The organism is Rhizobium sp. BK212, assembly GCF_014197475.1.
In the GTDB taxonomy this organism is placed as follows: Bacteria; Pseudomonadota; Alphaproteobacteria; order Rhizobiales; family Rhizobiaceae; genus Rhizobium; species Rhizobium anhuiense.
This window is the reverse complement of the sequence record NZ_JACIFS010000011.1, coordinates 75,843-97,116: the sequence shown is the minus strand read 5'-3', so window position 1 is coordinate 97,116 and position 21,274 is coordinate 75,843. Positions and strand designations below refer to the sequence as shown.

Here is a 21,274-nt window from a genome sequence, read left to right as displayed (position 1 = left end):
GCGCCCGAAATGGCGCGGTTTTTTCTTTTACATCAATGGCTTGATCAAGGCTTCGATCGACGCGCCAGGCTCGGCGCCGCGCTCTTGCCCAACGGGTTGATATCAAGTTAACTACGCCTTGAGTTGATTTGCTTTTGCGACACGCCGGTAGAAACCCTGCCGGAGGCATGATGCCACTTCAGTCGCCGCCGGCAATCCGGCCTGCCCTTTCACCTTAATCCGAGACCTGTCGATGACCGTTAAGATTACCAGCGCGGCCGCGGTGAATGCGCTTTCGGTGCTGCGCAGCATCAACAAAGAAGCCAGCCAGACCCAGCAGCAAGTGTCCTCGGGATATCGTATCGAGACGGCCGCCGACGATGCGTCCTATTGGTCGGTCGCAACCGTCATGCGTTCGGACAGCACCAATCTCGGAACGGTCGGAGATGCGCTCGGTCTTGGCGCTGCCAAGGTGGATGCGACCTATACGGCGATGAACTCGGCGATCGATCTCATGAGCCAGATCCGCGCCAAGCTGGTTTCGGCAAGAGAACCTGGTGTCGATAAGGACAAGATCAACGCCGAGATCAGCGAATACAAAGAGCAGTTGCAGACGGTCGTCGAATCGACGTCGTTTGCGGGGGAAAACTGGCTGCTGAACGGCGACACTGCTGCACCGCCGACATGGTCGGTCATCTCGGGTTTCGTGCGCGCTTCGACCGGCGAATATCAGGCCCAGACCATCGATTTCCCATCGTCGCAGACCATCCTCATCGACAAGAACAGTGCGAGCGGCGGCCTGCTGACCAAGGCGGTCGATGCCAACGCGATCAATAACTCCGGCACGACGTCGCGGAATTATTATCTGCTGGATGCCGGCTCGACGACGCCGGCGACGGGTACGGAAATTGCGATCGACGGCAACACGACCGATGCGCAGCTCACCGACATGCTCGACGTGACCGAGTCGCTGCTCTCCTCGCTGACGACCACGGCGGCATCCATCGGCGTGATGAAGACACGCATCGACGATCAGATAGACTATACCGCCGATCTGTCCGATTCGATCGACAAGAGCGTCGGTGCGCTCGTCGATACCGACATGGACGAGGCTTCGATCCGGCAGAAGGCAATCGAAACCCAGAAGCAGATGGCCGTCGAAGCGATCTCGATCCTCAATACGGCCGCAAGCAAGATTCTGATTCTGCTGGAATAAGGAATGGGCGCGATCACGGGTGGCAACGGCGCCATTCATCCTCGCGCAAGTTTGACTTCCTAGTTTCCGGCATGAAGGCATCGTCCGAATCCGTGCCGGCGCAAGGTCAGGCCCTTGCCCGTTTCGAAGGGAGATGTCGGCGCGCAAGGACATTTTGAGCGGGAGCGGGCATGTTGCATGCCTCCCGAATGCTGGATGGTTTTTATGAGCATTTCGCTTTCCCGGTATTTGAAGGATTTCGGCGAACCGGAACCGTCACCGCCGGTCCTCGATATGGATGATTTCGGTGGCGACATGTTCCCCGAAACACTGAGCGAACCGGCGATCGACGTCGAGGCGGAGCGCCGCGAAGCCTATGCGGAAGGTCATGCCGCGGCCACCGCGGAACTGACCGAGAAACACGCGCTGGAGGCGCGGACGCTGGCTGAGGTCCATGCGCGTCAACTCGAGGAGCTGAAGCTTCGCTACGAAGTCGAGGCGGCAGCAGTCATTGCATCCCGCATCCGCGATATTGCCGAAGAGCTCGCTCAGCTGGTCAGCGCCGGCGCCGCCGCCGCCATCGCGCCAGTGATGACGGAAGCGCTTGCCGCCGAAGCTGCCGAAAACCTCGCCACACTGCTGCGCGACGCGATCCTTGAAGGCGCCGCTGGACCGATCGTCGTCAAGGGACCGACCCGGCTTTTCGACATATTGAAGGCCGAGCTCGGCGAACATGCCGAGGCGGTTCGCCATTTTGAGACCGACGATATCGATCTTGCCGTCGAAATCGGTGATTCCGTCATCGTCACCCGTATGTCCGCCTGGGCGGCCAGCTTGAAGAAAGTTCTCGAATGAGCGAAGGCGAAAACCACCACCACGGCAAAAACGAGATCATCATCGTCAAGAGACATGGCGGCGGCGATCACGATGGCGCCCATGGCGGTGCGTGGAAAATTGCCTATGCCGACTTCATGACGGCGATGATGGCGTTCTTCCTGGTCATGTGGCTGGTCAATGCCGCCAACGAGGAGACCAAGGCCTCGGTCGCGACCTATTTCAATCCGATCAAGCTCTCCGACGAAAAGCCGACCGAGAAGGGTCTGAAGAAGCCTGTCGATAACGCCGAAGGCGAGGAGAAGCAGGAGAAGTCGAAGCAGAAGGAAGAAGATCCGAACGACGGCAAGGCCGCGGCGGATGGTGACGACCAGACATCGACATCAGGCGACCAAACCAATTATTCCGAGGCCGATTTCTTCGAAAATCCCTATTCGGTTCTCGCCGAGATCGCCCAGGAAGTCGGCCAGCAGGCCAATGTCAGCGCCAAGGGCGACGGCGGCGCCGCCGATTCCGGTCCGGCCACCGGCGCCGATGGCGGCGAGGCCTATCGTGATCCTTTCGATCCGGATTTCTGGACGAAGCAGGTCGAGGTCACCACGGCCGGCAAGTCGGCGCCTCCCGGCAAGAGCGACCAGCAGGCGGTCGAGAGCGGGACGACCGAGATCGCCAAGCTCGAAGACACCAAGCCGATACCGCTGACCACCGATCAGAAGGCTGCCCCGGAAACCAAGGAAACGAAGGAAGCCAAGGAAACGAAGGGCGCGGTCGAAGCCAAGGACGGCAAGGCGCCGGCCGGCAAGTCTGCCAACGACAAGAAGGCGGAAGCTCAGAAAGACGCCGAACATCAGAAGGATGCGGATAAGAGCGCTGATGAGGCCGTGCAGCAGCAGAAGGAAGCAGAGCAGCTGCAGGAGCAGATCGCCCAGCAGATCGGCGGCGTTGCCGGCAAGCTCGCCGAAGGCCTGACCGTGACGGCGTCCGAAGGCGGATTGCTGGTCAGCATCTCCGACCAGAGCGACGATTCGATGTTCAATATCGGTTCTGCTGTTCCGCGCCAGGAGATGGTGCTCGCCATGGAAAAGATCGGCGCGATCCTGAAGGAGAGGGGTGGCGCGGTCGCCATCCGCGGCCACACGGACGGGCGCCAGTATAAGGGCACCCAGAACGAGAACTGGCGGCTTTCGATGGACCGCGCCCAGAGCGCCTACTACATGCTCGTGCGCGGTGGGCTCGACGAGAAACGTATCTCCCAGGTCTCCGGCTTCGCCGACCGTCGGCTGAAGTTGCCGACCGACCCGTTCAACGCGACCAACCGCCGGATCGAGATCCTGGTGCAGGCGGATAAGGGATAGTCGGATGGCGCGTCGGCAGCATCGCTATATCGGATGTGTGGCCCTCGGCCTGGCGATGCTTTCGCCGGCCGCAGGCAAGGCGCAGGATCCGGACGATCTTGCGCCGTACAAGATGCTGCGATCGTTGCAGTTCGTGCAGGACTCCGTCGTCACCGGCGATCATTCGGCCGGCGAGATGCAGCGCTTCATGCTGGGGACGATCGACGAGCGGCTGCGCACCGTCGATACTTCGGTCTTCGATGACGACCGCAATGTTGATGCAGCGCTGATCTATGCGATGAGCGGCGGCAATCCCCAGACGCTCGAATATCTGATCGCCCACGACGTCAACGGCTATTTCGACAATCGCGTCACCGATGTGCTGCGCAAATATCTGAGCGGCAAAGGGCTACTCGTCGCCAAGACGCTGGAGGAGACGGCCCGGGAATATCGCGACAAGAAGATCGGCCCCTATCTTGCGCTGATCGGCGGCAACGTGCTGATCGCGACGAAACCGGCAGACGCGCTGGATCTCTACGACCAGGCGCGTCTTGCAGCACCCGGGACGATCGTCGAGGAGGCGGCGTTGCGCCGCTCGGTCGCCATCTGCGTCGACAAGGGGATGCTCGATAAGGGAATGGCCTATTCGCAGCGTTATGTCAGACGTTTTCTGCATTCGCCCTATGCCAGCCAGTTCGCCGATCTTTTCGTCACGCTCGTCGTCAGTCACGATCACGACGTGAAGCCGCAGGATGTCGTCGACATCCTGTCTTTCATGGATGCGCCGCGCCAGCGCGAGGTCTATCTGCGCATCGCCCGTGCTGCGGCGATATCAGGTAAGCCGGAGCTGACGCATATGGCGGTCGAACGGGTGCAGTCGCTTGGCGCCGACACCGACAATGCCTTCGGGCCGCTTGCGAATTTCTATGGCGGCATGGCCGGCCTTCCCACGGAGGATGTCGACCGGGCGGCAAAGAATGTCCGCGGCATTGACGGCAATACGCTCTCACCGCGGGATCAGGCGCTGCAGGAGGCGGCGCGATCGGTCGCCGACCAGATCCTGCGCGCTCCCGATCCGGCAAGCTTGAGGCAAGCATCCACTCCTAACACTGATCATCAAGAAATCACTTCTGAAAAGGCTGCGGCGATAGCGACGCAACCGGAAGCGCCAGGCGCGCTTCCCGAGCCTGTTCCGGGAGGTGTGGCATCGACTGGCCAGAGCCAGGATACCGACCCCTCATTCAACGCATTTGTGACGACCAATCGATCCAAGCTCGACGAGATCGACGGTCTTCTGGCGCAGGAAGGCAATTAATTATGATGGATATCAGCGTCTCGGGCGGAGCCTCCGGTGCGGAGTCGGCTGCGGTTGCGAAATCCGCGCGGCCGGCCGGAAAAGATGATGCCGCCGGCCAGAAGAACGGCTTCTTCGACGTGCTTGCCAAGGCAGGCAGCAATGCCGTCAATGACGACACCGACGATGCGCAACCGGATCAAGGGACGGCTGCCGATGGCGCCGCGGAGAAAGTGGCGCGGACGATCCGCGGCCGCAGCAGCGCAAAGCCGTTGGTCGATCTCAGTGACGCCGCGCTGAAGGCGCAGGCGGAGGTGTCGCCGGAAACGATCGCCAATGTTGAAAAGGTTGCGGCAAAGCCCGCAAAGGCCGGGGTCAAAATGCCGGCCGATCTCGCCTTCGGCACGCTCAATCCGAAAGACAGTCCCGCAGATGAGGTGGTGCAGACGGCCAAGAGTGGCAAGCACGCCAAGGCCGACGCATTGGAAACCGATACGGACCAGGACAGCGACGAGGATGACGGCGGCATTTCCGACGTCCTCGGCCTGCTGAAGCAGGAACCTGCCGACGCCGCCGTCGCTTTGCCGGCGGCAACAGCCGCCCACCATCTGTCCGCCAAGGCCGGTGAGGCCGGGCAGGCCGACAAGAAACTCGATGGGGTCGACGCCAAGGCGGGCGGCCATGCATCCGATGCTCTGGCGGCCGTCAGCAGCAACGTTGAGAGCGGCAAGGCGGATGACGTCAAGCTTCCCGGAGCGGAGAGTGCCGAAGCAACAGATGGCAGGACATTCAGGATCGGTCGTGCCGATGGCCGCGGCGTATCGATGGATGTCCACATCGGCACTGATCAGGCCGGGGCGAAGGATGGCGCGAAGAAGGCCGATGTCGAAAATGTTTCGGTGCTCGAATCGCGCCGCTATATCGGCCTGATGCAGAATTCGAATTCCGCCGCCGTGACCGCTGCTCTCTCCGGCGATTCCGAATGGGCGCGCGCCATGGAACCGAGCTCGGCGCTCTCCAACGCGGCGGAATGGACGAGCACCGGCAAGGTGGTCAATACGCTGAAGATCCAGATGAACCCGCTCGATCTCGGCCTGGTGACGGCGACCATGCGCCTGTCCGGCGACGCCCTGAATGTCGACCTCAAGGTCGAAACGGGGGCGGCCTATCGTCAGATGAAGGAAGACCACGGCAAGATTCTCGAAGCTCTGCGCAGCCAGGGCTACGCCGTCGACAACGTCACCATCAGCATGGCGCCGGTCGAGCGTGCCGATACCGGCAACCAGGCGGGCAGCCAGGCCTCCCAGCAGCAGTCGCTCCCCCAGCAGGGGCAGGGCGGCGAGGCGCGCGAGCGTCACAATCAGACGGCACGGACGGATGGAGCCTTCAATGGCGCAGGCGAGACTGGTATTGAAGACGCTCGTACTGGCGGCAGCAGCGGCACTGGCGGCGTTTACCTCTGAGGCATCAGCCTCCACCGGCGCCTGCGAACGCGAGATCCAGTCGGCCGCTGCCAAATATGGTATCCCGGAAGGCATCCTCTATTCAGTCGGTCTGACGGAGACCGGCCGCAAGGGCTCGCTCTATCCCTATGCCATGAACGTCGAAGGCAAGGCGATCTTTCCGCCTTCGGAGCAGGATGCGATGCGGCAATTCGACGTCGCCCGCAGCAGCGGCGCGAAGCTCATCGACATCGGCTGCATGCAGATCAACCACTATTATCACGGTGAAAATTTCGGCTCCGCCGAGGATATGTTCGACCCACACCGCAACGTAGAGTACGCGGCAAAATTCCTCCGCAACCTTCATGATCGGCACGAGACGTGGACGATGGCGGTAGCCAGATACCATGCCGGACCCAACAACGATCCGGCGCAGAAGCAATATGTCTGTCGCGTCATCGCCAATCTGGTTGCCACGGGCTACGGCAAGTGGACTCCCAATGCGAGTAACTTTTGCCGAAATTAATGCAACCAAAAATGGAAGAGGCATATTGTGGCGAAACTGTGTCACAATATGGCGGGAATCCGGCACGAATCCCGTGTGCAAGCCATAATTAACCGGGCGTTAACTTTTCCACGAAATTTTGGTGTGCATATTCAATCATACCCACTAGATATAGATCAAATCGGACCCAAGATCTTAATCAATTATTAATTTCTGCCATTAACTTTAACGAGTTGTCGCCGATTCGTGCGATTCGTACCCATAGATCATCGAAGTGCCACACTGATTCGGAGGCGGACGAATGATCGTAGTGGTTGATGAGCGTGAGCTCGTGAAAGATGGATACACATCTCTGTTCGGCCGTGAGGGCATTCCCTCCACCGGCTTTGATCCAACGGAGTTCGGCGAGTGGGTACAGACCGCTGCCGATTCCGATATAGCGGCAGTCGAGGCTTTCCTGATCGGGCAGGGCCAGCGCAACCATGAACTGCCCCGGGCGATCCGGGATCGGTCGATGGCGCCGGTGATTGCGGTCAGCGACCAGCCCTCGCTCGAAAACACCCTTGCGCTTTTCGATTGCGGCGTCGACGACGTGGTGCGCAAACCGGTGCATCCCCGCGAAATCCTCGCAAGAGCGGCTGCGATCCGGCGCCGGCTGAAGGCGATCGCCAACTACACCGAGATCGGCGGGATCCGCGTCTTCTCGGATGGCCGCGACCCCGAGATCAACGGCGAGGTCTTTGCGCTTCCCCGGCGCGAGCGCCGTATCCTCGAATATTTGATCGCCAATCGCGGTCGCCGGGTCACCAAGACCCAGATCTTCAACGCCATCTACGGCATCTTCGATGAAGAGGTCGAGGAGAACGTCGTCGAAAGTCACATCTCGAAGCTGCGCAAGAAGCTGCGCAAGAAGCTCGGCGTCGATCCGGTCGATTCCAAGCGTTTCCTTGGCTACTGCATCGATTGGGCCTGATTTTGCCGGTCGGGTGGCGGCGCCCGGCTGAACCTCGATATTCGGCCTCGCTGCGAGCATGACAGACAGCTTCACGCAAGGCCCGACAAATACTCTCGAGTTTAACAGGTAAAACGAGGTTTTCAGATGAGCATTTTCGGCAGCATGAAGACGGCAGTATCGGGGATGAACGCGCAGGCGAACCGCCTCAGCACCGTCGCCGACAACATCGCCAACGTTAACACCAGCGGTTACAAGGCCGTGTCGACGAGCTTCTCGTCGCTGGTTCTGCCTTCCTCGGGCGGCAATTACAATTCCGGCGGCGTTCAGACCTCCGTGCGCCAGGCCGTTTCCGACCAGGGCGATATTTCCTACACCACCTCGGGCACCGACCTCGCGATTTCGGGCGACGGCTTCTTCATCGTCCAGGGTGCGGACGGCACGCCGGTCCTGACCCGCGCTGGCGATTTCACCAAGGACGACGAAGGCAACCTCGTCAATTCCGCCGGCTTCCAGCTGATGGGCTATTCCTACGACTCCGGCTCTCCCGCCGTCGTCGTCAACGGTTTCGACGGCCTCGTTCCGGTCAACGTCAACCAGGAAGGGCTGACTGCCATCGCCTCGACCTCAGGCGTCTTCACGGGCAACCTCAATTCCAACGCCACCGTCGAGTCGACCGCGGCGAATCTTCCGAGCGCCAACGGTACCACCACAACGACTGACACCAAGAAGTTCTCGATGGTTGCCTATGACACTCTCGGCAACAAGGTGATGTACGACTTCTACTTCACCAAGACCTCGGCCACGACGCCGCCGCCGTCTACCGGTACCGCCAGCACCTGGGAGGTTGCGGTCTTCCGCAACGCCGATGCGACGACGGGCAGCACGACCTCCTTCCCCTACAGCACCGCCGGCGGCACTGTGGGTTCGACCACGCTCGACTTCGACTCCACTGGCGCGATCACCAACTCGACCGGCACCTTCACAATCACTGATCCGGTGACTGGTCTGGACATCGACATGGATCTCACGGGCTTCACCCAGCTCGCCTCCGAGTTTGCCGGCACCGGCACACCGAACGGCCAGGCCGCCAGCCCGGTCAAGGACGTCACGATCGACGGCGACGGCATCGTCTACGCCAAATACGAGGATGGCAGCACCAAGCCGCTCTACCGCATTCCGCTGGCCAATGTGGCGAGCCCCGACAAGCTGACGCTGATGAGCGGCAACGTCTACAGCGCCAACGGCCAGTCGGGCGTCACCGTCACCGGCTTCCCGCAGACCAACGGCCTCGGCACGATCAAATCAGGCGCTCTCGAAGGTTCGAACGTCGACCTCGCCGGCGAGCTGACCGAAATGATCGAGTCGCAACGCAGCTATACCGCCAATTCCAAGGTGTTCCAGACGGGGTCCGACATCATGGACGTCCTCGTCAACCTCAAGAGATAATCAGGGTAACGGCTAAGCCATGTCGCTCACGTCAGCACTGAATACCGCGCAGAGCATATTCAACAATACCGGCACGCAGAGCAGTGTCGTATCGAACAATATCTCGAATGCGGGCAACAAAGATTACGTGCGCCGGCAGGCAATGCTCACCACGTCCTTGAACGGCGCCCAGGTCGTCAAGATTGATCGGGCGCAGGAAGATGCCCTGCTGCGCCAGTACCTGAAGTCATCCTCTCAGGACAGCGCCCAGCAGGCATTGCTCGGCGGTCTCGAGGACCTCAAGTCGATCATGGGTGGCAACGACTACGAAACGTCGCCATCCACCTATCTCGGTGTTTTCCAGCAGAAGCTTCAGGCTTTCCGCACGACGCCGGGCAGCACCGTCGCCGCCCAGGGCGCCATCACCGCCGCCCAGGATGTCGCCAACTCGCTGAACAATGCCTCGCAATCCGTTCAGGATGTCCGCGCCACCGCCGACAAGCAGATTGCCACCGACGTTGAAACGCTGAATACGCTGCTGAGCCAGTTCGAGGAGGCGAATAATGCGGTGAAGACCGCCACGGCCTCGGGTGCCGATGCTTCCGGCGCTCTCGATGAACGCGAGAAGGCTCTCAAGCAGATTTCGAAGATCGTCGGCGTCAGCGCGACGACGCGCGACAACAACGACATGGTGCTGAGCACGCCCGACGGGACGATCCTCTTCGAGACGGTTCCGCGCACCGTGACCGTCAAGTCTCAGGACATCTATACCGCCACCACCGTCGGCAATTCCGTCTATATCGACGGTGTCGCGTTGCCGCTCGGCAGCGGATCGACCACGACGGGGATGGGAAGCCTTCAGTCGCTCCTGCAGGTCCGCGACGAGATCGCCCCCAACTTCCAGAAGCAGCTCGACGAAATCGCCCGCGGCCTGGTCTCGATCTTCAAGGAGGACAACTCGTCAGGCACCCCGGCCTACGTGCCCGGCCTCTTCACCTGGAGCGGCGGCACGGTCGAGGACGGCTCCACCGCCGTTGACGGCATGGCCTCGACCATCGCCGTCAGCACCCGTGTGATCACCTCACAGGGCGGCGACCCGATGCGCCTGCGCGATGGCGGCATCAATGCCACCGGCGTCGTTGTGAACACGTCAGGCGAAAGCGGCTATACGGATGAACTCGATCGCCTCTATACGGCGTTGGGCTCCGATATGGATTTCGACCCGGCAACGGGAACGACCGTCGGCTTCGACGCCACGACGGGCATCGATTCGAACGTCAGCATCATGGAATACGCCACGAATTCCCTCGGCTGGCTCGAGCAGTATCGCAGCAACGCCACGACAGCGGCGGAAAATACCTCGGCGGCGCTTTCACGCTCCGACGAAGCCTATTCCAACGAGACGGGCGTCAACCTCGACGAGGAACTGACGCTGCTCCTCGACATAGAGCAGTCCTACAAGGCGGCGACGAAGATCCTGAACGCCGTTGACGAAATGTTGAAGTCATTGCTGGATATTGCGAGTTAAGCCATGAAGAGCTCATTTATTTCAAGTTCAGCCATTCAGAACGCGATGCGCCTGACGATCCGTCAGGGGCAGAACCAGATGACCAAGGCAACGATGGAAGCGACGACGGGTGTCTATGCGGATATCGGTGTCTCTCTCGGCGGCAACGCCGCCAGGAGCGTGGACTTCACCCGCGAGACCGACAGGATAGCCTCGATCAAATCAAGCAATTCGCTTGTCGCCGCGCGCATGGAGTCCTCGCAGCTCGGCCTTTCCAAGATGAAGGACGTCGGCGACGGCCTGGTTTCGAAGCTGACGGCACTCCAGGGCAGCCACGATCCCGGCAGCATCACCGTCGCCATCCAGTCGGCGACCAGTGCGCTCTCCACGATGATGGACACCGCCAACACCATGGTGAACGGCGAATATCTGTTCTCCGGCATCAATACCGATGTGCAGCCGCTGACCGATATGACCGCAACGACGAGCGCCGCCATCGTCACGGAACTGAACACTTATGCGACCGGTCTCGGCAAGGCGGTCAGCGATTTGACCGGCGCTGAAATGGAGACCTTCATAACGTCGACGGTCGAGCCGATGTTCAGCGAAGCGAACTGGACCGATGCGACGACCGGCTGGTCGCAAGCGTCGAGCCAGAACATGACGAGCCGTATCAGCAACTCGGAAGTGATCGAATCCTCGACCAACGCCAATTCCGAAGGCATGCGCTACTTCGCGCTCGCCTCGGTGATGACCTCGGCGCTCCTCGACCAGGGCCTCAGCAGCGACGCAATGAGCACGGTGTCCAAGCAGGCGATCAGCTATACGACGAAGGCGACCAGTGGCCTCGTGACCCAGGCAAGCCAGCTCGGCCTTTCCCAGGAGCGCGTCAAGAAATCCAACGACGCCCTCGACGCCCAGTCGAACATCATCAAGAACAAGCTCGTCGATCTGCAGGGCGTCGATCCCTACGAGGCCTCGACGCTCGTCAAGACTTTGGAAACGCAGCTTGAAACCGCTTACACGATCGTCTCGAAGATCCAGCAGTTGAGTCTCGTAAACTACCTTTGATGATCAAAGGCGCGCAAAGAAGGATGCATGAATGTATCAGTTCTCATATGCCGAAGTCATGCAGGACTCGGTGGCCGACGCGAAAGAGCGGGAATGGCAGGTTCTTGACCGGTCCATAGATCTGCTTTCGCAGGCGCGCGAAAAGGAAAAATACGGCCGGGAAGCCATTGAAGCCCTGTTTTATACGCGCCGGGTGTGGATCAGCTTCATCGAAGATCTGAAACATCCCGACAACCAGCTGGAGATCGAGCTCAGGGCCAACCTCATCTCGATTGCGATCTGGATATTGAAGGAATGCGACAGGATCAGAAAACGTCAGTCTAATAACTACCAGGGCATCATCGACGTTACCACCATCATCAGGGATGGACTTAAATGAAAAGTACACTTCGCATTTCTCTGAAAGCCGGAGAAAGAATCTTCATCAACGGCGCTGTCCTGCGCGTCGACCGCAAGGTCGCGCTGGAATTCCTGAATGATGTGACGTTCCTTCTCGAAAACCACGTCCTGCAGCCGGAAGGCGCCACCACGCCCCTGCGTCAGCTCTATTTCATCGCGCAGATGATCCTCATCAATCCCGAGGGCAAGGACCACTCGACGGCGATGTTCCGCAAGTCGATCACCATGCTGCTCACCTGCTTCAAGAACGAGGAAATCCTCGCCGAACTGAAGCGCATCGACGCGCTGGTGTCGACCGGCCGTGCCTTCGATGCATTGAAGGCGATCCGCGGCCTCTACGCGATCGAAGACAGCATCCTCAACAACCACGAAATGCCGCCAACGATGGTCGAGCAGATTCGCAGGGAGATTGCACCATGGCGGTAGATGCAACAACAAGCGCGACCTCAACGACCTCGACGACCTCCTCGACGAGTTCGAGCTCGAAGTCGGCGACACTGAACTACGACAACTTCCTGCAGCTGCTCATCGCGCAGATGAAGAACCAGGATCCGACCGATCCGATGGATGCCAGCGAGCAGGTGGCGCAGCTGGCAACCTTCTCGCAGGTCGAGCAGACGATCCAGACCAACACCAAGTTGGACACGCTTCTGGCAAGCTCGAGCCTCACCCAGGCCAGCAGCTACGTCGGCAAATACATGGAAAGTGCCGACGGCACCGTCAAAGGCATCATCGATTCCGTCAAGGTTTATTCCGATGGTATCATTGCGACGACCGAAGATGGCGATAAGATACTCGTGCAGACGGGAATCACTGTTGCCGACGAGGCGCCGAGCAGCAGCTCCTGATGCGAACGGCGCCAACGCGCCTGTTTGACGCCAACCTAGCGCGGTCCGGCCAAGGCGGGGCCGCTTCAAGGCGATATGAGGTTGCCTTCGGATGAATGAAGCTGATGCATTGGATCTGTTCCAGGCCGCGATCTGGACCGTGCTGATTGCCGCCGGTCCCGCGGTCATCGCCGCGATGGTGGTGGGTCTCGTGATCGCCCTGATCCAGGCGCTTACCCAGGTGCAGGAAGCGACGCTGACCTTCGTGCCGAAGATCGTCGCGGTGCTGATCACGGTCGGCGTAACCGCGCCTTTCGTCGGCTCGCAGATCTCGATTTTCACCAATCTGGTCTTCTCGCGCATCCAGTCTGGTTTCTGAGCCACCTTCGCGCAAGCTTCGCCATTTAAGTCTCGATTCGAATTGGGCGGACTCATATCCGCCTCCTCTCATGAAGAGACGGAATCGTCATGGCGCAACCACCTGCACTCCCCATTCCAAAAGTCGCCCCGAGCCTGCGCGATGTCGGTTTTGCCCTCGGCATCGTCGGCATCATCTGCATTCTCTTCCTGCCGATCCCGCCATTTCTGATCGATATGGGCCTGGCCTTCTCGATCGCCTTCTCGGTTCTGATCCTGATGGTCGCGCTGTGGATTCAGAAGCCGCTCGATTTCTCGTCCTTCCCGACCATTCTGCTGATCGCGACGATGACCCGGCTGGCGCTGAACATCGCCACGACGCGCGTCATCCTGTCCCACGGCAATGAAGGCCACGACGCGGCCGGCGGCGTCATCGCCGGTTTTGCAAGCCTGGTCATGTCGGGCGACTTCGTCATCGGTCTGATCGTCTTCCTCATCCTCATCACCATCAACTTCATCGTCATCACCAAGGGTGCCACGCGTATCGCCGAAGTCGGCGCGCGTTTCACCCTGGACGCCATCCCCGGCAAGCAGATGTCGATCGACGCCGATCTTTCGGCCGGCATCATCGACGAAAAGGAAGCCCAGCGGCGGCGCCGGGAACTCGAGGAGGAAAGCTCCTTCTTCGGTGCGATGGACGGTGCCTCGAAGTTCGTGCGCGGCGATGCCGTCGCCGGCCTCATCATCACCGCCATCAACGTCTTCGGCGGCATCATCATCGGCTATTTCCGCCACGGCATGCCGATCGGCGAAGCGGCCGACGTCTTCGTCAAGCTCTCCGTCGGCGACGGCCTCGTCTCGCAGATGCCGGCGCTCATCGTCTCGCTCGCCGCCGGCCTTCTCGTCTCGCGCGGCGGCACCACCGGCTCCACCGACCAGGCTGTTGTCAACCAGTTGAGCGGCTATCCCCGCGCGCTCTCGGTCTCGGCCGTGCTGATGTTCGTCCTGGCCTTGATGCCCGGCCTGCCGTTTGTCCCCTTCGTGATCCTCGGCAGTCTTCTTGCCTTCGGCGCCTGGTTCATCCCGCGGCAGGTCGAGGCGGAAAACAAGCTTCGCCGCGAGCAGGAGGAAAAGAAGGTCGTCCAGAGCAAGGAGCTGGAAAAGGATTCGGTCAAGTCGGTGCTGCGCACCTCCGAGATCGAGCTCGCACTCGGCAAGATGGTCTCGACGCGCCTGCTCGGCGCCCACCAGGAGCTCGCCTTCCGCGTCGGCAAGATGCGCAAGAAGTTCGCCACGCAATACGGCTTCGTCGTGCCCGAGATCAAGGTCACGGACGATATCGCCATCGCCGAGAAGTCTTACCAGATCCGCATCCACGGCACGACGGTCGCCTCCAATCTCTTGCGCGTCGGCGAAGTCCTCGTCGTCACCGGCGCCGGTCGCCGGCCGAGCATTCCGGGCGACGAAATCCGCGAACCCGCTTTCGGCATGCCGGCCGTCTCGATCCTCGAAAACTTCGCCGACGATCTGAAACGCGAGGGCTTCCAGCCGATCGACAACGTCTCGGTCGTGCTCACCCATATGAGCGAGGTCATTCGCAACAACCTGCCGCAGCTTCTGTCCTACAAGGACGTCAAGGTGCTGATCGATCGGCTCGACCCCGAATACAAGAAGCTCGCCGACGAGATCTGCTCGTCGCACATGTCCTATTCGGGCCTGCAGGCGGTGCTCAAGCTCCTGCTTGCCGAACGCGTCTCGATCCGCAACCTGCACCTCATTCTCGAAGCGGTGGCCGAGCTTGCCCCGCATGTCAGGAAGACCGAGCAGATCGTCGAGCACGTCCGCATCCGCATGGCCCAGCAGCTTTGCGGCGATCTTGCCGACAATGGCGTGCTGCGCGTGCTCAGGCTGGGCAGCAAATGGGATCTGGCCTTCCACCAGGCGCTGAAGCGCGACGCCAAAGGCGAGGTGATTGAATTCGATATTGATCCGCGCAGCCTGGAAGAGTTCAGCGAGCAGGCCACCAAAGTTATCCGTGAGTTCATGGATCGCGGCCTGCCATTCGCCCTTGTCACATCGCCCGAAACACGCTCCTATGTGCGTATGATCATCGAACGTTTGTTCGCCACGTTGCCTGTCCTGTCGCATGTCGAACTGGCCAAGGGCATCGAGATAAAGATTTTGGGCTCTATTTCATGATAACAGACCCGCAAGGGACCGTTCTGGCGCTGTTTCTGGTTTTCTGCCGGATCGGTGGCTGTGTGCTGGCTCTTCCGGGTTTCTCCTCGGCGCGCGTGCCCGAACAACTGCGCGTCTTCATTGCCGGCGCGCTGTCTATCGCCGTCATGCCGCTGCTTTGGGATACTGTCTATCCGGCCGTTCACACCGGTTCTGCAACCTATATCGGCCTGATATTCAGCGAATCGCTGATCGGTGTGATGTATGGCATGCTGGCGAGGATCTATACGCTCGGCATGCAGTTCGCCGCCTCGATCATGGCCATGATGGTCGGTTATACCCAGCCGGGGTCCACCGACATCATCGAGGACACGTCGGAAAACAGCCTGTCGGCCTTTGTCACCTTTGCCGGCATCATGATTCTCTTCATCATGGATTTCCATCACATCGTCTTCCGCGCGCTGATCGATTCCTACACGACCATGCCATTCGGCGGCCTGATGCAGATGCGCGCGACGCTGATCTCCTTCACCGACACGCTGGAGCAGACCACCTACATCATGCTGCGGCTGTCGAGCCCGTTTTTGATCTATGGCATGATCTTCAACGTCTCGATCGGCTTCATCAACAAGCTGGCGCCGCAGATCCCGGTTTACTTCATCTCCACACCTTATCTGCTGATGGGCGGCCTCTTCCTGATCTATTTCTCGATTGCGGCGATGGTCAGCCAGTTCGGCCAGTCCTTCGGCTCGATCTATATCGGGCGATGAGGCGATGACCGAAAAGACGCGCTCCCAGAAACTCAAGCGACTGCTCTCGGTGCAGCGGCATATCGAACGGGTAGCCGAGAACGACCTGGCCGAAACCAGCCGCCAGCGCGTCGAGGTCAATGCGGCGATGGACGACGTCATTCTCGCGCTCGGCTCGATGGATCCTGTCCACCACGCCTTCTCGCAGAGCTACGCCGATCGATTCGGCAGGCTCACCATCAAGGACAAGCAACTGACCGGCATGCAGGAGGTCCACGAGATGCGGCTGGCGCGCGAGCGCGCCAAGGGCGATCGTTTCGAAGAGGGCATGAAGGAAGCCCTCGAGGCCGAGCGCCGCGAGGCCGACGACAATGCCGTCTACGATGTCATCGATCAGCAATTCGCAACGCCAGCCTCCAGCAAGCTTCAAAAACCATAGTCGTTACGATCTTAATTCAGAGGATTCTAACGTGGCTATTTCGCCCCCCAGTGATCTGGTCCTGGACGTTGTCAAAGCTGCCGACCCCATGGAGGTTCAGGCGGCCCAGGAAAAATTGAAGGCAAATCGTGCGGCCTTTGCCGCAACGAGCCTCGCCGAAAACGGCAAGGGCTTCTCCAATACGGTCGATGTTCTCGATCATATCGGCCAGAAGAGCGGCCTCGCCGACATCCAGAACCGCACCAAGGCCGAGGAAGTTCCGGAAAGCTACCGGAAGTTCGAGGCCATGGTTCTGCAGAATTTCGTCAAGTCCATGCTGCCGAGCGAAAGCGAAGACGTCTACGGCAAGGGCGCGACCGGCGATATCTGGAAAGGCATGATGGCCGAACAGCTCGGCAACACCATGGCCAAGGGTGACGGCATCGGCATCGCCAAGCAGATGTACAGCGAACAACTGCGCCGGCAGGAAGGCAAGATCGTCAATGCCTCGACCGACAACGATGACCGCAACACCGCGATCAGCATGATCGACGACTTCCAGCGTAAGACCTTTGGCACACCGACCGCCGAAGCCAAGACCGATCGAACAGGATGATTTTAGGCCCGTTGGCCTGAAATCTGAATCCTGTTCTCAATTAAAGTCAGAGCATGGTGTCGTCCGAAAACCGCGCACACTTTTCGGCGCCATGCTCTAAGCGACGCATAACCGAGGGTACAATGGAAATAGTTTCGAACGAATACAGGATCAAATCCGTTCTCGGACGCCTCGAAATGATCATCGACAATGAGAACACCCGGATCGGCAGCGATCCGCAATTCGATCTCAAGGTCTCCAATGCGCATAAGAGCCGCTGCCTCTACGAGCTGTCGATGCTTTTCCGCGATACCGATCCGGCCGAGCTTGCCGCTGCCCATCTCGATCAGCTGCACGGTTTGAAGAAGAAGCTGGTTCTCAATGCCCGCCGCGTCGAGGCGCATCTCGAAGCGGTGCGTGCCGTCGCCGACCTCCTGAAGAACGCCGTTCAGGATGCCGATGCCGACGGCACCTATTCCCAGGAACAATTCGCCATGCGTGGAAACTGATGATCAAGCTCGTCCTCACTGGTGTCTGGGTTTGCGCCATCACCTTGGCATCGGTCTATTTCTCGGTGTACCTGGCGACCGCGCCGGCGCCTGCGGCAACCGATTCCAAGCAGAGCGCACTCGAACTGGTGAAGGGCGAAACGATCACGGTACCGATCATCGGCAACGGCGCAGTCACCGGCTACTTCCTCGGCCGCGTTTCGTTCATGATGAACAAGGAGATGCTGAAGGGCGTGACGCTGCCGCTGTCCGAGATGACGACGGATGAGCTTTTCAGCCTGCTCGTCGGCAACAAGATGGTCGATATCGCCCACATCAAATCCTTCGATCCGAAGGCCTTCCGCGAAGAGATCAAGAAGGGCATGAACGAGCGCCTGGGTGGCGAATACGTCGCCGAAGTGATGCTGGAGCAGCTCGACTATCTCTCCAAGGAAGATGTCAAGGAAAGCTCCGCCGGCCAGCCGAAGAAGGTGGGCACACCCGTCAAGATCGTCGAGACCGCACCGGCCGGCGAAACGCCGGCGCCTCCTGCGCATTAGGCGACATCCGATCATCGACGACAAACGGCGCCGCAGGGCGCCTTTTTTCGTTGGCGCCCATGGTTAATAAACCACTTATGCGAGCATTGAAATTCAAGGAATTTTCCTAAGGGTTGTTTGAAACCATCCTGTTATATCAGGTCTCACAGCTTGGCTTGCGCCGCCTTCCGGGATCGGGGTGACGCCGTCCCGGCGTCACGCGACCGGTTCTTTCGAGACCTCCGGTGCGGAAATATGGGCTTGTTTTCCGGGATGTCGGGCGCATGCAGCACCCTCGGCAGGAGGTAGGAATGAATCTGATTGCAAACTTCGCGGTGCTCGCATCGCGGCGGACGATTTTCGATCTGCCGGTCTGCGATCTCGGCTGGGACGACGCCCTCGTTTTCATCAACGAGCTGGCCTCCATTCCCGTCGGCCAGACCGTGGTTTGCTTCGTCAACGCCCACAACATGCTGACGGCGCTGCGCGACGACGAATATTACCGGATCATGTCGCGTAATCTGGTGCTGCCGGACGGCATCGGTCTCAACATCGCATCGCAGATCGCCCATGGCTCGCCATTTCCCGCCAATCTGAACGGCACCGATTTCGTGCCGGCCTTCCTCACCTTCATGGAGGCCCCGCGTCGCATCGGTCTGATCGGCGGCACGCGCTCGGTCGTCGAGGCGGCGGCGGAAAATTTCCGCAGGCATACGCCCTGGCATGAATTCGTCGTCATTTCCGACGGCTATTTCGATAAGGTCGATTCCTCCGTCGTCACAGAGGAGCTGCAGCGCCAGAAGGTCGATATCCTGATCGTCGGCATGGGAACGCCGCTGCAGGAGAAATGGGTCCACGACAATATCCGCGCCGATCATGCGCGTCTGGTGCTGACGGTGGGCGCTCTCTTCGACTTCGTTTCCGGCGCCGTCCCGCGTGCGCCGAGGACGGTGCGGATGATGCGCCTGGAATGGGCCTATCGCCTGCTGCAGGAGCCGACGCGCCTCTGGCGCCGTTACGTCATCGGCATCCCGGTCTTCCTCTTCCATGTCCTGCGCTACCGCTTTCGCCGGCGCGAAAGGATCCTCAGCTACCCGGAAGAGCACGGCACCGCGCTGCAGCCGCGGTCGGAGCATAAGAAAGCGAGCTAGAGCGCGTCGCGCCAAAGGGCCGCGGTTTTGCGTAAAAACCAAGAGCTAAAGCGCAGGAAGCGAATCTGAAAGACGCGAAGCGCTTTAGCTGACCCCAGTTTTTTACACGCTGCGGTTAACCATTTCTTTGCCATGAATATTTAGATTGGTTTAATCATCTGCCTCCGTGCGGATGAACGAAGCCGGCCATCATGTGCATGAGATGTGGCGCAAATGTACGATATCAGGGCCAGAAACAGCTTTCACGATTGCGCAGCCGCTGAGCCGCGTGACCATGACGATTCGTATCGATCGCCCCGATCGAAGCGGGCCGGTATCGCGCCGCCCGAGGCTGAACTGCTGCGCGCCATCGGCCGCGCGCTGGAAGAGCAGCGCGCCATGGCGGCGCACGCAGCACCGCTGGTCGACCGCATCGAAACCATCCTCGGCAACCGCCTCCGGGCCGCCAATGATGTCGGCCATCTGCTTTCTGAGGAGCCGGCGCGCCACGAGGAACTGGCTGCTCCGGCCGGCGAGCCGGTGCGCTCACCCGAACTGCTGGCCGTTATCCGTGAAGAACCCGCAGCGCCTCGGCCGGCCAGGCCGCGCCGTCGTCTGAGCGGCATTGGTCTTGCAATGACGATCGCCGTCCCGACGGTCGTCGGAGCGGGCCTGCCGGCGCTGACGCCGGCGTCGCCAACCCTCTACCGTGCCGAAGCGACGCTTGCGGTGAAGACAGATGCTGCAAGCCGCGCTGCCTTTACCCAGGCCGCGGCAAAGGGGCTGCTGACGGCGCGCGTGGTTGCTTCGACGGTCGCCGCCCTGAAACTCGATCGCGATCCTGAATTTGCCGGACCCGGCGCCAATGCGCTTGGCGTTGCGCTCGATCTCCTCTCGGCGACCGGTGCGGCTGCCGATCCGGCCTCGCGCGCCGAGGCGACGCTGAAGCATGCGGTGGAAATCCTGCCCGATGCCGCCGCCGGCACGATCCTCTTGAGGGTGACAACCGGCGATGGCGGCAAATCCATGCGCATCGCTGCAAGGCTTGCCGAAGCGGTTTCCGCAGCAGACCGACCCGGCGGCAACGGCGAAACCGACACCGCTTTGCGCAAGGCCTATGACGAGGCGAAGGCGGAGCTTGCCGCCTTCACGACCAAGAGCGGCGAGGGCAACGTCAAGGTGGCGATCGACCTTCGCCGCCAGATCGACGGGCTCGATGCCGATCTGAAACAGGCCGACCAGAACATCCTTTCCGCCAAGGCGCAGGCCGACCGGCTCAAGGCGGCGAAACTTGCCGAGGTGCTCGACGGTTCATTGCCCTCCGATATGCTCTCGCCGGCGCTGCAGGACTGGCGCGACAAATATGCCGTCGCCAGAACCGCGCTTGCCCAGCTTTCGGCCGAACTCGGCCCGCGCCATCCGCGCCTTCTACAGCAGCAGGCTGAAACCGATGGTCTGAAGGAGAATATGGGCAAGGAACTGACCCGTCTTGCCCAGACCGCCAATGTCGCCGCCAAGGCCGCCGTCGATGCGCGCAAGGGCCTGAATGACCGCCGCAACACGCTGATCGCCCAGAGCCGGGACACCGGCGTCGATCTTTCCCGGCTGACCGAACTCGGCGAGAAGGCCAATGCCGCGCGTTCGCGCCTGGAAGATGCGGCTTCCGCATCGGCGGCAACGGCTGCCGACGGTCATATCACGCTGATGAAGCCGGCGCTGGCAACAGCGGTGTCGGCGAGGGATGGCTGGATTGGCCGCTTGCTGGCCGGCGCTGCCATGGGTCTAGCGGTCGGTCTTGCCGCGGCTTTCCTGCTGCGCCTGCGCAAGCCCATCGCTGCTGCCGCGCATGCGGAAATGCCGCTATCCCGGCCGCAGGCCTCGCCGCCGCCGATGCTTCCACCCGTTCCCGCACCGGTCGACGAGATGGAGGTGTTGCGCTCCGAGATCTCCGGGCTGCGCGACCGGCTTCGTGTTCATGCGCTCGAAGCGCGGCAGCCGCTCCGCTGACGAACATTTCCTTGCATTTTTGATATTGCCTTGCTGCTTTCCGACA

Annotated in this window: 22 protein-coding genes; all 22 read left to right on the top strand. The window is 60.6% G+C overall.

Translation table 11 applies throughout. The annotated features are described in order from the left end of the window. The first annotated feature begins 232 nt into the window (after positions 1-232). The 22 genes from FHT79_RS27550 (at position 233) to FHT79_RS27445 (ending at position 21,228) form a co-directional block, all read left to right on the top strand. Positions 233-1,195, top strand: coding sequence for a flagellin (locus tag FHT79_RS27550; protein ID WP_063476331.1), 963 nt, complete (start codon positions 233-235; stop codon positions 1,193-1,195). A gap of 204 nt (positions 1,196-1,399) precedes the next feature. Beyond that, positions 1,400-2,029 carry a hypothetical protein gene (locus FHT79_RS27545; protein ID WP_183904523.1) on the top strand — a complete coding sequence of 210 codons (630 nt, stop codon included), beginning with the start codon at positions 1,400-1,402 and terminating at the stop codon, positions 2,027-2,029. After that, the gene (locus FHT79_RS27540; protein WP_183904522.1) at positions 2,026-3,363 is read left to right on the top strand and encodes a MotB family protein; all 1,338 of its coding nucleotides are present in this window, start codon (positions 2,026-2,028) and stop codon (positions 3,361-3,363) included. Before FHT79_RS27545 ends, FHT79_RS27540 begins: the two co-directional genes overlap by 4 nt. Positions 3,364-3,367: 4 nt before the next feature. Then, on the top strand, positions 3,368-4,657 hold the full coding sequence (motC, locus tag FHT79_RS27535; protein WP_029868226.1) for a chemotaxis protein MotC: 1,290 nt from the start codon (positions 3,368-3,370) through the stop codon (positions 4,655-4,657). 2 nt (positions 4,658-4,659) lie between these two features. Next, positions 4,660-6,099 (top strand): flagellar hook-length control protein FliK, encoded by a 1,440-nt coding sequence (locus tag FHT79_RS27530; RefSeq protein ID WP_183904521.1) that lies wholly within the window; start codon positions 4,660-4,662, stop codon positions 6,097-6,099. After that, on the top strand, positions 6,047-6,604 hold the full coding sequence (locus FHT79_RS27525; RefSeq protein ID WP_029868224.1) for a lytic transglycosylase domain-containing protein: 558 nt from the start codon (positions 6,047-6,049) through the stop codon (positions 6,602-6,604). Before FHT79_RS27530 ends, FHT79_RS27525 begins: the two co-directional genes overlap by 53 nt. Before the next feature lie 280 nt (positions 6,605-6,884). Beyond that, positions 6,885-7,556 carry a winged helix-turn-helix domain-containing protein gene (locus tag FHT79_RS27520; protein ID WP_029868223.1) on the top strand — a complete coding sequence of 224 codons (672 nt, stop codon included), beginning with the start codon at positions 6,885-6,887 and terminating at the stop codon, positions 7,554-7,556. A 126-nt stretch (positions 7,557-7,682) separates the two neighbouring features. Continuing rightward, positions 7,683-8,984, top strand: a complete 1,302-nt coding sequence (locus tag FHT79_RS27515; RefSeq protein ID WP_132575723.1) for a flagellar hook protein FlgE — start codon at positions 7,683-7,685, stop codon at positions 8,982-8,984. A gap of 19 nt (positions 8,985-9,003) precedes the next feature. Next, the gene (gene flgK / locus FHT79_RS27510) at positions 9,004-10,491 is read left to right on the top strand and encodes a flagellar hook-associated protein FlgK (protein WP_047613609.1); all 1,488 of its coding nucleotides are present in this window, start codon (positions 9,004-9,006) and stop codon (positions 10,489-10,491) included. Positions 10,492-10,494: 3 nt separating this feature from the next. Beyond that, positions 10,495-11,541, top strand: a complete 1,047-nt coding sequence (locus tag FHT79_RS27505; RefSeq protein WP_029868220.1) for a flagellar hook-associated family protein — start codon at positions 10,495-10,497, stop codon at positions 11,539-11,541. 31 nt (positions 11,542-11,572) lie between these two features. Next, positions 11,573-11,920, top strand: a complete 348-nt coding sequence (flaF, locus tag FHT79_RS27500) for a flagellar biosynthesis regulator FlaF (protein ID WP_029868219.1) — start codon at positions 11,573-11,575, stop codon at positions 11,918-11,920. Further along, a complete protein-coding gene (flbT, locus tag FHT79_RS27495) occupies positions 11,917-12,366 on the top strand; it encodes a flagellar biosynthesis repressor FlbT (RefSeq protein ID WP_029868218.1) in 450 nt (149 codons plus the stop codon). Before flaF ends, flbT begins: the two co-directional genes overlap by 4 nt. Then, positions 12,357-12,788 (top strand): flagellar hook assembly protein FlgD, encoded by a 432-nt coding sequence (flgD, locus tag FHT79_RS27490; RefSeq protein WP_047613610.1) that lies wholly within the window; start codon positions 12,357-12,359, stop codon positions 12,786-12,788. The genes flbT and flgD overlap by 10 nt, the downstream gene beginning before the upstream one ends. Before the next feature lie 91 nt (positions 12,789-12,879). Continuing rightward, entirely contained in the window at positions 12,880-13,146 is a 267-nt protein-coding gene (gene fliQ / locus FHT79_RS27485; protein WP_009992823.1) for a flagellar biosynthesis protein FliQ, read from the top strand. Between the two features lie 89 nt (positions 13,147-13,235). Further along, positions 13,236-15,323: a flagellar biosynthesis protein FlhA gene (flhA, locus tag FHT79_RS27480; protein WP_047613614.1), complete on the top strand. Its 2,088-nt coding sequence runs from the start codon at positions 13,236-13,238 to the stop codon at positions 15,321-15,323. After that, positions 15,320-16,072 carry a flagellar biosynthetic protein FliR gene (gene fliR / locus FHT79_RS27475; protein ID WP_047613616.1) on the top strand — a complete coding sequence of 251 codons (753 nt, stop codon included), beginning with the start codon at positions 15,320-15,322 and terminating at the stop codon, positions 16,070-16,072. Before flhA ends, fliR begins: the two co-directional genes overlap by 4 nt. A gap of 4 nt (positions 16,073-16,076) precedes the next feature. After that, a complete protein-coding gene (locus FHT79_RS27470) occupies positions 16,077-16,490 on the top strand; it encodes a hypothetical protein (protein ID WP_047613619.1) in 414 nt (137 codons plus the stop codon). Positions 16,491-16,521: 31 nt separating this feature from the next. Continuing rightward, complete coding sequence (locus FHT79_RS27465) at positions 16,522-17,085, top strand: rod-binding protein (RefSeq protein WP_047613620.1); 564 nt, start codon at positions 16,522-16,524, stop codon at positions 17,083-17,085. Between the two features lie 122 nt (positions 17,086-17,207). Further along, positions 17,208-17,573, top strand: a complete 366-nt coding sequence (locus tag FHT79_RS27460) for a hypothetical protein (RefSeq protein ID WP_047613621.1) — start codon at positions 17,208-17,210, stop codon at positions 17,571-17,573. Next, positions 17,573-18,112, top strand: a complete 540-nt coding sequence (locus FHT79_RS27455) for a membrane protein (RefSeq protein ID WP_047613623.1) — start codon at positions 17,573-17,575, stop codon at positions 18,110-18,112. The genes FHT79_RS27460 and FHT79_RS27455 overlap by 1 nt, the downstream gene beginning before the upstream one ends. Positions 18,113-18,402: 290 nt before the next feature. Then, a complete protein-coding gene (locus FHT79_RS27450) occupies positions 18,403-19,242 on the top strand; it encodes a WecB/TagA/CpsF family glycosyltransferase (RefSeq protein WP_183904520.1) in 840 nt (279 codons plus the stop codon). A 213-nt stretch (positions 19,243-19,455) separates the two neighbouring features. Continuing rightward, positions 19,456-21,228 (top strand): succinoglycan biosynthesis protein exop, encoded by a 1,773-nt coding sequence (locus FHT79_RS27445; RefSeq protein ID WP_132575721.1) that lies wholly within the window; start codon positions 19,456-19,458, stop codon positions 21,226-21,228. Positions 21,229-21,274 lie beyond the last annotated feature (46 nt).

Bases quoted from the DNA above. Each gene is read 5' to 3' on its own strand.
- FHT79_RS27545 (WP_183904523.1), top strand. From the start codon at position 1,400: ATGAGCATTTCGCTTTCCCGGTATTTGAAGGATTTCGGCGAACCGGAA.
- flbT (WP_029868218.1), top strand. From the start codon at position 11,917: ATGAAAAGTACACTTCGCATTTCTCTGAAAGCCGGAGAAAGAATCTTC.
- FHT79_RS27550 (WP_063476331.1), top strand. From the start codon at position 233: ATGACCGTTAAGATTACCAGCGCGGCCGCGGTGAATGCGCTTTCGGTG.
- FHT79_RS27470 (WP_047613619.1), top strand. From the start codon at position 16,077: ATGACCGAAAAGACGCGCTCCCAGAAACTCAAGCGACTGCTCTCGGTG.
- FHT79_RS27540 (WP_183904522.1), top strand. From the start codon at position 2,026: ATGAGCGAAGGCGAAAACCACCACCACGGCAAAAACGAGATCATCATC.
- FHT79_RS27455 (WP_047613623.1), top strand. From the start codon at position 17,573: ATGATCAAGCTCGTCCTCACTGGTGTCTGGGTTTGCGCCATCACCTTG.
- flhA (WP_047613614.1), top strand. From the start codon at position 13,236: ATGGCGCAACCACCTGCACTCCCCATTCCAAAAGTCGCCCCGAGCCTG.
- FHT79_RS27520 (WP_029868223.1), top strand. From the start codon at position 6,885: ATGATCGTAGTGGTTGATGAGCGTGAGCTCGTGAAAGATGGATACACA.
- FHT79_RS27505 (WP_029868220.1), top strand. From the start codon at position 10,495: ATGAAGAGCTCATTTATTTCAAGTTCAGCCATTCAGAACGCGATGCGC.
- motC (WP_029868226.1), top strand. From the start codon at position 3,368: ATGGCGCGTCGGCAGCATCGCTATATCGGATGTGTGGCCCTCGGCCTG.
- FHT79_RS27530 (WP_183904521.1), top strand. From the start codon at position 4,660: ATGATGGATATCAGCGTCTCGGGCGGAGCCTCCGGTGCGGAGTCGGCT.
- fliR (WP_047613616.1), top strand. From the start codon at position 15,320: ATGATAACAGACCCGCAAGGGACCGTTCTGGCGCTGTTTCTGGTTTTC.
- flgD (WP_047613610.1), top strand. From the start codon at position 12,357: ATGGCGGTAGATGCAACAACAAGCGCGACCTCAACGACCTCGACGACC.
- FHT79_RS27460 (WP_047613621.1), top strand. From the start codon at position 17,208: ATGGAAATAGTTTCGAACGAATACAGGATCAAATCCGTTCTCGGACGC.
- flaF (WP_029868219.1), top strand. From the start codon at position 11,573: ATGTATCAGTTCTCATATGCCGAAGTCATGCAGGACTCGGTGGCCGAC.
- FHT79_RS27445 (WP_132575721.1), top strand. From the start codon at position 19,456: ATGTACGATATCAGGGCCAGAAACAGCTTTCACGATTGCGCAGCCGCT.
- flgK (WP_047613609.1), top strand. From the start codon at position 9,004: ATGTCGCTCACGTCAGCACTGAATACCGCGCAGAGCATATTCAACAAT.
- FHT79_RS27515 (WP_132575723.1), top strand. From the start codon at position 7,683: ATGAGCATTTTCGGCAGCATGAAGACGGCAGTATCGGGGATGAACGCG.
- FHT79_RS27450 (WP_183904520.1), top strand. From the start codon at position 18,403: ATGAATCTGATTGCAAACTTCGCGGTGCTCGCATCGCGGCGGACGATT.
- fliQ (WP_009992823.1), top strand. From the start codon at position 12,880: ATGAATGAAGCTGATGCATTGGATCTGTTCCAGGCCGCGATCTGGACC.